This window comes from Aquirhabdus parva, from assembly GCF_003351745.1.
Taxonomy (GTDB): Bacteria; Pseudomonadota; Gammaproteobacteria; order Pseudomonadales; family Moraxellaceae; genus Aquirhabdus; species Aquirhabdus parva.
The window spans coordinates 231,852-244,923 of the sequence record NZ_CP031222.1 but is presented as its reverse complement, the minus strand read 5'-3'; the positions used below and the strand labels follow the sequence as shown (position 1 = coordinate 244,923).

Genomic DNA, 13,072 nt, shown 5'->3' with positions numbered 1-13,072 from the left:
TATGAACGATGTCTTACTCGACTAAAGTCGAAGTTCAATTTAATCCAATGCCTGCTAATGTGATGGTGTACAAAATCCTGCGCAATCGAACTTGGAAGGGATTGCGCGTATAAAACAATGAATGCTCAAAGATTTGATTGATGGTCACACATCATCATTTTTTGAAATTAAAAATCGCATCAAGGAGTAACGCATCATGGAAACCGATCGCGTCAAAAACATTATCCAAAACCCGAAATTCCAGCAGCTAGTCCAAAAAAAATCTCGCTTAAGCTGGTCTCTCTCCATCATCATGCTGTTTATCTATTTTGGCTACATCTACTTGGTGTCCTATCACCCTGCATTCGTCCATCAATCTTTAGACGGTGGTGCAACAACGATCGGGATTCCACTAGGGATCGCTGTCATTGTGAGTGCTTTTGTCTTGTGCGGTATCTATGTCTGGCGCGCCAATGGTGAATTTGATCGTCTGACGCAGGAAGTGCTGGAGGAGATCAAAAAATGAAATCAACTCAATTGGCTCTCGCAACAACGCTGGCCTATTCTGGCTTAGCGGTTGCCTCTCCTGATCTGGGTCAAACGGTTCAGCAGGCGACCAACTGGACCGCGATTATCATGTTCGTGATTTTCGTCGCGTTAACCCTAGGGATCACCAAATGGGCAGCGACCAAAAATCGGACGGCATCCGACTTCTATACCGCCGGTGGTGGCATTACTGGTTTTAAAAACGGCCTTGCGATTGCTGGAGACTACATGTCTGCGGCATCATTTTTGGGTATTTCAGCGATGGTCTTTACCAAAGGCTACGATGGTCTGATGTACTCCATTGGGTTTTTAGTGGGTTGGCCATTACTCTTATTTTTAATTGCAGAGCGCTTACGCAATCTGGGCAGATATACCTTCGCAGATGTGGCCTCATTCCGCTTGAAGCGTTCGCCAATCCGCACCATGGCCGCGATTAATACACTCGTGGTTGTCGCTTTCTATCTGATTGCTCAGATGGTCGGTGCAGGCCAGCTCATTAAATTGCTGTTTGGGCTGGACTACTCGATCGCGGTCATCGTGGTCGGGATATTGATGATGATCTATGTCCTGTTTGGCGGCATGCTGGCCACCACGTGGGTACAGATAATCAAAGCGGCAATGCTGTTGGGTGGTGCGACGTTCATGGCATTCATGGTGCTCTACCACTTTAACTTTAGCTTAGATCGCATGTTTGCAGAGGCCATAACCGTCTTCGGTACGGTCAATCATACCGACGGCAACAAAATCATGGGACCCGGCACGCTGTTTAGTAGTCCTATTGATGCAATATCTCTCGGCATGGCGCTGATGTTTGGTACCGCTGGTTTGCCCCACATCCTGATGCGTTTTTTCACGGTCAACAGTGCAAAAGAAGCCCGAAAATCCGTTTTTGTTGCGACAGGATTTATTGGTTACTTTTATATTTTGACCTTTATCATCGGCTTTGGTGCGATCCTGTTTATTGCCCAAAATCCAGCCTATCTTGATCTGGCTAAAATGGCTGTAACCGGTAAGTTAGAGCTGCTTGGTGGTGGAAATATGGCCGCAGTTCACTTGGCACATGCATTGGGCGGCAATCTGTTCCTTGGCTTTATCTCTGCTGTTGCATTCGCCACGATTCTTGCTGTGGTTGCAGGACTGACGCTTTCAGGTGCCTCCGCGGTATCCCATGATCTCTATGCCAATGTGATTGCTCATGGCCGCTCTACTGAAAAAGATGAGATGCGCGTTTCTAAATACGCAACCGTAGCACTAGCCGTCTTTGCCATGATCTTGGGGATTGTGTTTGAGAAACAAAATGTCGCCTTCATGGTCGGTCTTGCCTTTGCTGTTGCAGCATCTGCCAACTTCCCCGTGCTACTGCTGTCCATGTTCTGGCGTGGACTTACGACACGCGGTGCAATTGCAGGCGGTGTCATCGGCATGTTGTCTTCGGTCTTCTTGATCTGCTTGACCAAAGCCGTCTATGTCGAAACATTCCACTTCGGTACCACAGCACCGATTCCTTACCAGAATCCTGCTCTATTCTCGATTGTGTTGTCCTTCTTCTGTTGCTGGTTCTTTTCCATCACGGACAAGAGTGCACAAGCCAAACTTGAGCAAGCAGCATTTGATGCCCAGTTCGTGCGCTCCATTACCGGTGTAGGTGCAGAGCAAGGTAAAGCGCATTAAGTCATCTTAAGTTCTTGGTCTTAAAAAAAACCGCTCTCAATCCGGAGCGGTTTTTTATGCTTGAAAGATCAAACGTTTAATGCTGATGATGTGGCTCGGGTTTTGACTCTTGATGCGAAAAATCATAGACCGAAATTTCATGCTCCTGATAATGCTCCGTTTCTGGTCGACTCATCGCACACGGATGCTCTTCACATTGAATCGCGACATGGAAAATGGAGAAGCGCTTGGCCAGCAAATCCATCGCATCCTCAAGGACCTCTTGAGTCGGGCGCTCAGGGCAAACCAGATGAATAGTCAAAGAAACCTTATCCGCCGTCAGCGACCAGACATGCAGATCGTGTACACTCTCGACACCATCAATCGCCGTCAAAGCATCCCGAATCGCTTTCACATCCAGATGTTCAGGCACACTTTCAAGCAAGATCTGCACACTTTGCTTCATCAGCACCCATGTCCTAGGCAGTACCCATAATCCAATCGCAATCGCCACCACAGAATCCACCCACGCCCATTGGGTGAAATAAATAATCACGGCGCCAACGATAACACCCGCCGACCCCACCATATCAGCCAAGACCTCTAGGTATGCTGCCTTCATATTGAGGCTACCATCGTTACCTGCTGTCAAAATCTTCATACAGACCAGATTGGCGACCAGACCACCCAGCGCAATAAACATCATCCCCGTGGAATGCAACTCCGGTGGATTCGACAAGCGTAAATACGCTTCATATAAAATATAAACGGCAACTGCAAAAAGGAGCAGTGCATTCAAAACTACCCCGAGAATCTCAAAACGATAATAGCCATAGGTCCGCTGATCATCAGCAGGGCGGCGCCCGACCCGAATTGCAGCGATGGCAATCGCAATTGCGGCAGCATCGGTTGAAACATGAGCGGCATCGGATAACAGCGCCAAGCTGTGGGTCCAGATCCCCCCGATCACTTCCGCAATGAGAAAGATGCAGGTAATCGATAGCACCCACCACAAACGACCTTCGTTTTGGGTATTAAATTCATGATGATGGTCGTGCGTGCCACTCATAGAGATTGCTCATAGGGATCAAAAAAAGGAATATTTTGAAGCGGTAAAACCATAACACAACTGTTTTTTGGCTGTGCTGAACCTACCTTCACAGTATACTGAAAAGTTTACCGTGGGATGACTAAGTCATCCCTAAGGGGTGAAGTATAAACGGTTTGAGCAGAATGCTGGATTAGCGATGTCATGAGAATATTACTGGTTGAAGACGATGCCATGATTGCAGATGCGCTGCTCGTTGCACTGCGCGACGCCAGCTATGCCGTCGATCATGTGATGGACGGTCAGTTAGCTCATGCCGCACTGCGCAGTGAAACCTATCAGATGATTCTGCTTGACTTAGGTCTGCCCCTGCAAGATGGTCTGACGCTGCTGAAGAATTGGCGTGCGAATAGTGGTGAAACACCTGTCATTATAATGACCGCACGCGATGATGTGCAATCGCGCATTCAGGGTCTGGACTTGGGTGCGGATGATTATGTCGTCAAACCTTTTGAAGTCCCAGAGCTGTTGGCACGGATTCGGGCGGTGACCCGACGTCAAAGCGGGTCGGCACAACCCCTGCTCAGTAATGGCAAACTGACCTTAAATCCTGCCAATCACGAAGCATCTTATCGAGACGCGACTGACCCGCCTCAGACGGCTAGGCTTTCGGGGCGAGAATACGCTCTATTGCATGCGCTGCTATCCCGCAAAGGAACTATTCTTTCTCGCAGTGATCTGGAGACCTCGGTCTACGGCTGGGGAGAAGAAGTAGAAAGTAATGCCATAGAATTTGTGATTCACAATGTCCGCAAAAAACTGGGACCCAAATCCATCACCAATGTGCGCGGTGTCGGCTGGATGGTGGAGAAACACGCATGACGACCTCGGCACCCCGCTTAGCGCCAGAACAGGATTTGAGAAAATATCGCTCATTACGCGATTATCTGGTCTGGTGGTTCTTTAGCCTGATTTTGATTATTGGTTTATTAGCCGCTTTCGGGGAGTACCATGCCACCCGCAAAGAAGCGCTCAATATGCAAGATCATAATTTAGAATTGATCGCACAACTTGTAGCAGATCAACAAGCCCTCACTTTCCCGAGCATGATCGCCCATGGACAACTCCCGTCCCCACCCCCTCCCATGGATGAGCCGCCTCAAACCGACCTCTCTTTAAAAAGAAAGAAACATAAAGAATCAGAACTTCAAGAAGCAAAAATCATTATTCAACCTTTAGTTGCGGATGGGCAGCCCATCCAAGCGCATTGGATACAGGTTCCCAAGCACTTAGCAGATGGCCTATCCACCCTCCAAAGTCAGGGAGAAGACTGGCGTGTTTTTGTCCGAACGTTACCCACTGGACAGCAATTCCTCGTCGGGCAACGGACGGCATTACGCGATGAACTGGCACGCTATACCAGCCTGCGCATGATGATCCCACTGGTCGTTTTGTTTCCCGTACTGCTGCTGGTCATTACACTGGTTATTCGCCAAGCGTTTAAACCCATTACGGCATTGGCGCTACATACCGATCAACAGAAAGATGGTGTGCCTTTGCCACTAAACAATCAAAAAATTCCACGAGAAATTTTACCTTTTGTATTTTCAATTAATAATTTATTACGCAGGCTTTCTCACAGTCTCAATCACCAGCGCCGCTTTATTGCAGACGCAGCGCATGAGTTACGGACACCAATTACCGCGCTCACGCTACAAACTGAAAACCTTGAACACACAGCGCTCACCCCTGAAGGCATCGAACGCGTCCGCCAACTGAGACAAGGTCTGAATCGCTCCCAGCACCTGCTTGAGCAACTATTAAGCCTCGCCAAACAGCATAGTGGTTATACGGGCAACATTGAGTATGTCTCGCTGACTGCCTGTTTACATGAGGTGCTTGGTGACCTCATGCCACTCGCACTGCAAAAAAATATCGATCTTGGCGTGGTACAGCAAGATGACGTTGCGGTCCATGCCGCATTACAAGACGTGCAAACCATCCTCCGAAATGCCATCAGCAATGCGATCCGTTATACCCCCGAAGGGGGACAAGTCGATATCCGTATCTATGGCGAAGAAGCATTAGCCGTGATTGAGGTTACGGATAGCGGCTTAGGCATTCCTGAATCTGACCTACTCCGGGTCTTTGATCCTTTTTATCGTGCGCTGGGGCAAAATGACGCCGGAAGTGGTTTGGGACTGACCATCATTCAGGAAATAGCCCAGCGCTATGGCGGACAAGTAACCTTGCATAATCGGCCAGATCAAGGTGGGCTACGCTTTGAATTCCGCATGGTGAGAGCATAACTGGATCCCCCAATAGCCACATCACTACCACCATATGTCTAAGCTAAGTCTCACATGCTAATGTGAAGCCAAAATTGAGTCTTCATGCTTTAAATCACTCAAATCAGGTTTTAATTTTTCGATGAAGACGAAAAGGCTGTGAAATGATTATGTTAATCTTCACAATGTGCTGAATTAACCAGTAGTGGCTGACTTATGGCGAACGTTATCTTTTGTGCAGATGATTATGCGTTAAATACGCCGATTAGTCAGGCGATAGTCGATCTCATTGCACATAACCGCCTTCAAGCCACCTCCTGCATGACCCAAGCATCAGATTGGCCTATCCACGGCACCACACTCCGCGAACTCCAACTCAGCAAACCACTCGCCCAGATCGGTTTACATTTTAACCTTACGCATGATTTTGGCGATGGAATGTTGTTCCTGCCGCTGGGACAAGTGATGCAAAAAGCGTGGCTTCGAACCCTATCCAAATCCCAAATTGAACAGACGCTGATCTATCAGTGGCAACGCTTTATCGACGTCATGGGACGTGCTCCGGACTTTGTGGACGGGCATCAACATATCCATCAGTTCCCCGTGATTCGTGATGTATTGATAAATTTTCTCGTTGCACAGAATTTTACAGGCTGGATCAGAAGCCTGAGTGACACCGTGATCACCCCACGTTTTTGGTTTAAAAGTAAGATGCTGCAGTTCTTAGGCGCGCAAGCATTAACCCGACTGAGTGAAACCGTCAGCATCCAGCAGAATCAGAAATTTGCGGGCATCTATGATTTTTCAGAAACCACACCCTATCCTACGCTTACGCAATTTTGGTTAGATCATGCCAACAGCATCAGGCAAACTCAGATACCGACACGAAAATCTCGGATTGATCACAGTTTACTGATCATGTGCCACCCAGCAGTCGATGTATCCGACCTCAGCGATACCATCGCCGCAGCACGCGTACGCGAATACCAGTACCTGAGTTCAGATCAATTTCTCAAAGACTGCTCTGATCGTCATATTACACTTGCACCAACGCCCTCAGGAGCGCTATAAATGTCACGCGAACATCCTTTTATCTCTTGTGTGATTCCTGCGTACAACGAAGCGGAAAATATTCCACTGTTCATCCCAGCCTTGGCCAAAAATTTAAGTGAACTCGGTGTTTCTTATGAAATGATCGTCATCGACGATGGCAGTAAAGATAATACCATCGCCTCGTTGCAACCCTTGCTTGCTCATTACCCGCTTAAGGTCTTAGCACTGTCCCGTAATTTCGGCAAAGAGGCTGCAATCACTGCCGGCTTAGATCATGTGAATGGTGATATTGCCCTCTTGATTGATGCTGACTTCCAGCATCCGATCAGCGCAATCAAAACCATGCTGGATTTATGGCGAAGCGGCTATGACATGGTCTACGGCATTCGTGACCGCAATACAGAAAGCAATCTCAAGCAATGGCTCACACGAAACTTCTACTGGCTACTCAATAAAAGTTCATCCATTGATATCCCTGCCGATGCCGGTGACTTTCGCTTGATGGATAAGCAAGTCGTTCTTGCTCTGCGCAACCTGCCTGAACGGACCCGCTATATGAAAGGGCTTTACGCTTGGGTCGGCTTTCACAGTATCGGGGTGCACTTTACCGAGGCGCCACGTCTCAAAGGTGAATCCAACTTTAACTGGCAGCGTCTCACTAGCCTTGCCCTGACAGGATTAACCGCATTCTCGGATTTACCGCTACGGATCTGTGTCTTCCTCGGCGCAGCAATTGCACTATTAGCGCTTGCTTACGGCATCTATATCACTGGTGAAACCTTGGTGGATGGTGTGCAACAACCGGGATGGGCTACCCTTGCCGCAGGCATGATGTTGCTGGGGGGAATTCAACTGCTGTTTATTGGCGTATTGGGTGAATATATCGCGCGTATCTATAACGAAACCAAAGGTCGCCCCAAATACATCGTCGCGCGCCAATATGACAAAGAGCACAACATCGCCCCACGCAACTTAGAAATTCCAAAATCAGATATTTCCACACATGGCTCTGGTCATGATTAATCGCCAAACCTTCTGGCAACTGGCACGCTTTGGCGTCATTGGTGTTTTGGCCGCGCTGACGCATTATGCGATTGCCATTCTATTAACCAATCATGGTATTGCTGCGGGTTGGGCTAATCTAGTTGCTTTTGTGACTGCCTTTTGGGTTAGTTATTTTGGTCATCGTTACTTTAGCTTTGACGCTGGGGATCTCTCTCACCAACAGACGTTGCCCCGTTTTATTTTGGTCGCGGTGATTGGCTTTATATTTAATGAAACTTTGCTACTGCTGATGCTACGTTTTACGACCATTTCGATCGACATTGGTTTACCGTTTATTATTATTTTAACTGCCGCAATGACCTTTATTTTAAGTCGGCAGTTTGCATTTGACACAACAGACTCTGATAAAAGAGCCCCGAGATAAGCTATGTTTACGATTCGCTCCAATAAAGTCTTTCTAGTCCTTATTGCACTTTGGCTAGGGATCGCCGCCAGTATTCGGCAATTGAGCGTCCCAGATGAAGGGCGCTATGCCGATATTACCCGCTGGATGATTGAATCCGGGGATTGGCTCACCCCTCGCATTGATGGAGTACCCTTCTTCCATAAACCACCGCTACTGCATTGGCTGGGTGGGGGCTTGATGGAAATTTTTGGCGTCCATGTCTGGGTCATGCGCCTCGTGCCTGTTTTTGCTGCAATGGTGATGTTGACAGGCGTTTTCTGGTTTATCTCACGCCATGCAGAGGTCAAAAATCGTCAAACACTGGCCAGAACCAGTGTGCTTGTACTGGCCAGCAGTGTGTTGGTCTACGGCAGTAGTCAGTATATTAACCATGACCTTTTGGTCGCGGCTTGGATCTCGTTGACAGTGTTTGCCTTCGCCGATTTCACATTGACACGTGAGCGTAAAAGTTTATATCTGGGTTATGTAGCAGCGGCTTTAGCACTACTCTCCAAAGGCTTAATTGGCGTACTCATTCCGGGCATGATTTTACTGCCTTGGCTCATCGTGACAGGAAATTGGCGTCGTATCCCCGCGCTGCTTCATCCGCTGGGCATATTGCTATTTCTCGCGATCATTTCACCTTGGCTGTATTTCGCTCAGCAGAAATATCCAAATTTTCTGCATTATTTCTTTATTGAACAACAATTTGATCGCTTCTCATCCGGCCAGTTTAATAATAAACAGCCGTGGCCCTTCTATCTTGTATGTTTGATCATCAGCTTCCTGCCTTGGCTGCTGTTGATTGGTAAGCGCTATACATGGAAACCTGCCGCAGCACTGTTGAATAAGCCCATATTTTTATTACTCATCTGGTGGGCAGTTTCGGTCATCGTCTTCTTCTCGATTCCACCGTCAAAATTGGCGGGTTATATCTTGCCGGCAACACCGCCACTGGCCATTTACCTAGCTTGCGTCTTGCATAAAGCATTTAGTCTGGATGGGACTTATCGTAAAGTTTGGAGTGATTGGGCCAATTTAGCCTTCCTCACAATTCTGACTGCGGCGTTATTTGCACTGCCTTATATCCCCAAAACAGCCAGTCAATTGACCCCGAGCGAGTCTACTGGACTACTGACTCTGGCCATCGTTTTGACTATTTCCATTGTATTGACAGGTTATCTCTTTCACCGCAATCAAATTAAAGCCTTTCAGGTTGGCCTAATTTCAGCCCTGCTGCTCTGTACCAGCGTCACATTCCTCGTGAAATGGTTAGACCATAAATCAAGTGCCGATCAGATCGCCTTTCAAGCTGATTTGAAACCCAATATGCCGCTGGTGTTCTATCACAATTACTACTATGACATCCCCTTTGTATTGAACCAAAAACGTCAAATCCAATGGGTTGAAGATTGGCCTTCAGTCAAAGGCGATAATGGCGCAGCACAAATCAAAGATGGTCTACGCTTTGAACCCCAGCAAAGCCACCTGCTCTGGAATGAAAGTGATTTGGATGCCCGAATCAAAAACAACGAGCAAATGATGATTCTAGTGCCTAAAAACGAAAAAATAGAGGCTTTAGGCACATTGAAACCGCTCTATCAGGAGCGTAATTTTGATGTATTTATGACGGGTACGCCTGTAGAGACGTCTAAGTAGATATGATCAATACAATCCTTTCATACGCGTGATGTGTATGAAAGGATTTTTCGTTTTAGTCTAAATATTTTTTCGGTGTTTTGCCTGTCCAGCGCTTGAACGCACGGATAAAATTCGTCGTATCCGTATAGCCTAACTTTTCAGCAATCAACTCTAAACTAAACTCGCGTTTCTTGACCATAGCCGTTGCCTTACGCTGGCGAAGTTCATCAATCAAGGTGCTAAAACTTTGATTCTCTTGTGCAAGTTGGCGCTGTAGGGTTCGTGTCGAAAGATGAAGCTTATCTGCAACCTCTTCAATCGTACAAAAGCCGAGCGCCTCATCATAAACCAGTTCACTCACCAGACGACTAAAGCTGGTGTCTTTCATTAAAGAATTCAGTTCACGTTTGCACTGCTCACGCGCTAAACGCGCGGTCAGTGGATCAGCCATAATGAGAGGAAGTTCAAGGTATGATGCTGGAAATACAATTCGCGTATAAGGCTGACCAAAACGAACCGTCCCTGGCAGCAATTGCTGGAAGCGATCAAAATAATCAGGACATTCAAACATGACATCCGCTGAACCTTCCAGATGCTGACCAGTAATGGCTTCACCCATCATCACAAAACCTAGCAAAATTGCCATAGTTCCGACTTCACCGAGTGAACAATCAGGATAAACTTCACTGACATAATAATAAGCAAGATCCCCTTCGACTTCGAGACGAAAGTTGAATGCGGAGGATTGCAGGTGTATAAATTGTTGTGCAATCTCAAGTGCCTCTCGCACATCTTTTGCGATCATGGCTGCAAATCCAATCAGCCCATGACACGATACTTTCATCTGTTTGCCGATGTGAAAACCGAGTCCGGGTTCATTGGTGAGGATCACTGCGCGCTTAAAAATCGCAGAAAACGTCCTAAAATCGACATACCAGAAGGCATCATGGAGTTGCTCAGTTCTGATGCCACTCCCGTCCAGCAGCTCTTCGGCGGAGATATCCCAACGTGCAACCACATCGACCAGCAGCCCGAGGTAAACCCCGAGTACGGTAGGTGATGCCGTTGGTAAAGGTGTCGATATATTCATAGAAAAGTTACTTGTCGTGAACTGACAGAAAAATGTCGTATGAAGAACTATAACATGTGCGATGGCCGTCACATAATGTGGGTGTACGATTGTTCACTAAAGGAAGAACTCCCATGAGCGCGATTACCTCGATAGAACCAACTAAAGCAAAACCGGCGGCAGGTGTGCAGGCAAAAATCCCACCAAGAAGAATCGATTTTGACTTCTCTGCAGACAGAGTACCGCGCTATTACGTTGATGGCAATCCGTTTAAAACCACATTCGTGACCGCATTATCCTCGTTATTTCCGGAAGGCGAGTTCTTCTTTGTCGAAGCGGTACGCCACTATCGCAATCGAATTACCGATCCCGTCCTCAAAGCACAGATTTCTGGATTCATCGGTCAAGAGGCATTGCACTCTTTGGCGCATAAGGCTTTCAATGACGCTGCAACTGTTCAGGGCTTTCAAGTCGACAAGCTGGATCGCGATGTGGGCTTTCTTTTACGCCAAGTCAAACGCTTCACGCCACCGATTGTCCATCTAGCGGCAACCGCCTGTTTAGAGCACTACACCGCCGTATTTACCGAGATGCTGCTCAAAGATGAAGAGGTGATCAATACCTTCTCACCTGAGATCCGTAACCTTTACCTATGGCATTCGGTCGAAGAGAACGAGCATAAAACCGTGGCCTTTGATGTCTATGAAGCGGTCGGCGGCGGATACCTGTTACGAGCCAGTTTTATGATCCCGACGACCATCGTTTTCTTCGCGGTTATTTTCTGGTTCCAAGCCCGTTTATTGGCTAAAGATGGGCAGTTATTCAAAGTGCGTCAAAATCTAAAAGGCTTCAATTATATTTTTGGTCGTAAAGGCGTACTCTCTAGCCTGATCCCCCAATATTTGGACTGGTTTAAACCCAACTTCCACCCAAGCCATCACGATACCGATGCGCTGCTTGCAACATGGCAGGAAAAACTCTTTGGAGAAGATGGCTTACTGACCGCGAAGATCATGACACCCAGCAAGAAACTCCCGCACTAAGCAGGTCTTGCATCGTTAAACAGGATGGCTACGGCGGATAGATTCTAAATCAATCTCTCGTAGCGGTCCTGTTTTTACACCCGATATCGTTGCTGCCATTTGCTTGCGTAGCCATGGCAAACGATACATCCATGTAAAAGCCACATCACGCATCACGCCATACGATGTTGAATGAGACTGATAAAAAGGTGTCAATAAGCGACTCATCGACTGATAAAAGCGAATCGATGGTTGACGCAGTTGATGATACTGCGACCAAACTTCAGCATAATTCGTTGATTTTGCAAACGCCTGCCCTATGGCCCAAGCATCGAGTAGCGCCATATTTGCGCCTTGTCCAAGCTGCGGACTCATGGCATGCGCTGCATCGCCGATCACACCTAAGCGATTCTGCCCAAAACACGTCATCACCACATCGCGATAGCGTGCGGGCATAAACTGCCGGCTACTTTGGATGCTGTCTTTAATCCAAGCCCCCGCAGCAGGCCAAATTTGACTGACTTCATCCTGCCATTTTTGAAACTCATCTTGTGGTGCATTGATCCACTGATCGATTTGCTCGCTCGGCAAGCTCCAAAAAATACTGGTTAAACGCTGCCCGCTTTCTGGTACCGATCCCGTCGGTAAAAGTCCCATCATGCGCGAGGCACCGTGATAGAACTGATGCAAAATTCGATAATCCAACATGGTCGTCTCCGGCACGATCGCCCATACGGCACCCCATGGATAAGGCTGATTCAGCCGTGTCCAGACTTCTGGGCGTAACTGACTGCGTGCACCATTGGCAACCAAGACCATATCAAACTTTAAAGAAGCGCTGACGCCTTGCGTCAGTGTATCGACCTGCATCTGATCCTGATGGTCAATCACCGCGGTGACTTCTGTGGCCATACTGATCGGGATATCCAGCGTTTTAAGCTGTTGCATCAGGACTGCGCAAAGTGCGGCACGATGCATGCCGAGACCCGTCCACTCAGATGCAGCCTCGGCATAATAACTATTGACCAGTAGCCGTGTCTTCGACCAGCCTTGCAGCGCATCCACAGGTGCGCCTAAATCCAAAGCATGCTCTAAAGCTCCCAAATGCTGAAAAACGGCCATGCCTGAAGGCTGAAGTAATAGCCCAGCTCCAACGTTCTCCATGACAATGGCTTGTTCAAAGATCGTGACATCATGCCCTTGTTTCGCCAGCACAATTGCTGTCGCCAGACCCGCTGTCCCTGCGCCGATGATGGCGACTGACTGTCTTTTCATGCATGCACTCAGACTATTTTTAAACTGATATCGACTCAACCGAGCATCACA

General features: G+C 47.7%; 12 protein-coding genes. 9 read left to right on the top strand and 3 right to left on the bottom strand.

Annotated features, from left to right (window positions below):
- The first annotated feature begins 196 nt into the window (after positions 1-196).
- Positions 197-505, top strand: a complete 309-nt coding sequence (locus HYN46_RS01175; RefSeq protein ID WP_114897738.1) for a DUF485 domain-containing protein — start codon at positions 197-199, stop codon at positions 503-505.
- Positions 502-2,196, top strand: a complete 1,695-nt coding sequence (locus HYN46_RS01170; RefSeq protein ID WP_114897737.1) for a cation acetate symporter — start codon at positions 502-504, stop codon at positions 2,194-2,196. Before HYN46_RS01175 ends, HYN46_RS01170 begins: the two co-directional genes overlap by 4 nt.
- Positions 2,197-2,272: 76 nt before the next feature.
- Here HYN46_RS01170 and HYN46_RS01165 read toward each other — a convergent pair whose 3' ends face one another.
- Positions 2,273-3,244: a cation diffusion facilitator family transporter gene (locus HYN46_RS01165; RefSeq protein ID WP_114897736.1), complete on the bottom strand. Its 972-nt coding sequence runs from the start codon at positions 3,242-3,244 to the stop codon at positions 2,273-2,275.
- Positions 3,245-3,427: 183 nt separating this feature from the next.
- On the opposite strand from HYN46_RS01165, the gene HYN46_RS01160 reads away from it, so the two are divergent.
- The 6 genes from HYN46_RS01160 to HYN46_RS01135 all read left to right on the top strand — a co-directional run bounded on the left by HYN46_RS01160 (position 3,428) and on the right by HYN46_RS01135 (position 9,673).
- The gene (locus HYN46_RS01160) at positions 3,428-4,105 is read left to right on the top strand and encodes a response regulator (RefSeq protein ID WP_114897735.1); all 678 of its coding nucleotides are present in this window, start codon (positions 3,428-3,430) and stop codon (positions 4,103-4,105) included.
- Positions 4,102-5,532: a sensor histidine kinase gene (locus HYN46_RS01155; protein WP_114897734.1), complete on the top strand. Its 1,431-nt coding sequence runs from the start codon at positions 4,102-4,104 to the stop codon at positions 5,530-5,532. The genes HYN46_RS01160 and HYN46_RS01155 overlap by 4 nt, the downstream gene beginning before the upstream one ends.
- Positions 5,533-5,727: 195 nt before the next feature.
- Complete coding sequence (locus tag HYN46_RS01150; RefSeq protein ID WP_114897733.1) at positions 5,728-6,582, top strand: ChbG/HpnK family deacetylase; 855 nt, start codon at positions 5,728-5,730, stop codon at positions 6,580-6,582.
- The gene (locus tag HYN46_RS01145) at positions 6,583-7,587 is read left to right on the top strand and encodes a glycosyltransferase family 2 protein (protein WP_114897732.1); all 1,005 of its coding nucleotides are present in this window, start codon (positions 6,583-6,585) and stop codon (positions 7,585-7,587) included.
- Positions 7,580-7,993, top strand: a complete 414-nt coding sequence (locus HYN46_RS01140) for a GtrA family protein (protein ID WP_114897731.1) — start codon at positions 7,580-7,582, stop codon at positions 7,991-7,993. The genes HYN46_RS01145 and HYN46_RS01140 overlap by 8 nt, the downstream gene beginning before the upstream one ends.
- Positions 7,994-7,996: 3 nt before the next feature.
- Positions 7,997-9,673: an ArnT family glycosyltransferase gene (locus HYN46_RS01135; protein WP_114897730.1), complete on the top strand. Its 1,677-nt coding sequence runs from the start codon at positions 7,997-7,999 to the stop codon at positions 9,671-9,673.
- Between the two features lie 55 nt (positions 9,674-9,728).
- Here HYN46_RS01135 and HYN46_RS01130 read toward each other — a convergent pair whose 3' ends face one another.
- Positions 9,729-10,745 (bottom strand): AraC family transcriptional regulator, encoded by a 1,017-nt coding sequence (locus HYN46_RS01130; RefSeq protein ID WP_114897729.1) that lies wholly within the window; start codon positions 10,743-10,745, stop codon positions 9,729-9,731.
- Between the two features lie 113 nt (positions 10,746-10,858).
- On the opposite strand from HYN46_RS01130, the gene HYN46_RS01125 reads away from it, so the two are divergent.
- A complete protein-coding gene (locus HYN46_RS01125; protein WP_210009278.1) occupies positions 10,859-11,767 on the top strand; it encodes a metal-dependent hydrolase in 909 nt (302 codons plus the stop codon).
- A gap of 15 nt (positions 11,768-11,782) precedes the next feature.
- Here HYN46_RS01125 and HYN46_RS01120 read toward each other — a convergent pair whose 3' ends face one another.
- Complete coding sequence (locus HYN46_RS01120) at positions 11,783-13,021, bottom strand: FAD-dependent oxidoreductase (protein WP_114897728.1); 1,239 nt, start codon at positions 13,019-13,021, stop codon at positions 11,783-11,785.
- Positions 13,022-13,072 lie beyond the last annotated feature (51 nt).

Coding starts and splice junctions, on each gene's coding strand:
- HYN46_RS01175 (WP_114897738.1), top strand. CDS start 197: ATGGAAACCGATCGCGTCAAAAACATTATCCAAAACCCGAAATTCCAG.
- HYN46_RS01170 (WP_114897737.1), top strand. CDS start 502: ATGAAATCAACTCAATTGGCTCTCGCAACAACGCTGGCCTATTCTGGC.
- HYN46_RS01165 (WP_114897736.1), bottom strand. CDS start 3,244: ATGAGTGGCACGCACGACCATCATCATGAATTTAATACCCAAAACGAA.
- HYN46_RS01160 (WP_114897735.1), top strand. CDS start 3,428: ATGAGAATATTACTGGTTGAAGACGATGCCATGATTGCAGATGCGCTG.
- HYN46_RS01155 (WP_114897734.1), top strand. CDS start 4,102: ATGACGACCTCGGCACCCCGCTTAGCGCCAGAACAGGATTTGAGAAAA.
- HYN46_RS01150 (WP_114897733.1), top strand. CDS start 5,728: ATGGCGAACGTTATCTTTTGTGCAGATGATTATGCGTTAAATACGCCG.
- HYN46_RS01145 (WP_114897732.1), top strand. CDS start 6,583: ATGTCACGCGAACATCCTTTTATCTCTTGTGTGATTCCTGCGTACAAC.
- HYN46_RS01140 (WP_114897731.1), top strand. CDS start 7,580: ATGATTAATCGCCAAACCTTCTGGCAACTGGCACGCTTTGGCGTCATT.
- HYN46_RS01135 (WP_114897730.1), top strand. CDS start 7,997: ATGTTTACGATTCGCTCCAATAAAGTCTTTCTAGTCCTTATTGCACTT.
- HYN46_RS01130 (WP_114897729.1), bottom strand. CDS start 10,745: ATGAATATATCGACACCTTTACCAACGGCATCACCTACCGTACTCGGG.
- HYN46_RS01125 (WP_210009278.1), top strand. CDS start 10,859: ATGAGCGCGATTACCTCGATAGAACCAACTAAAGCAAAACCGGCGGCA.
- HYN46_RS01120 (WP_114897728.1), bottom strand. CDS start 13,021: ATGAAAAGACAGTCAGTCGCCATCATCGGCGCAGGGACAGCGGGTCTG.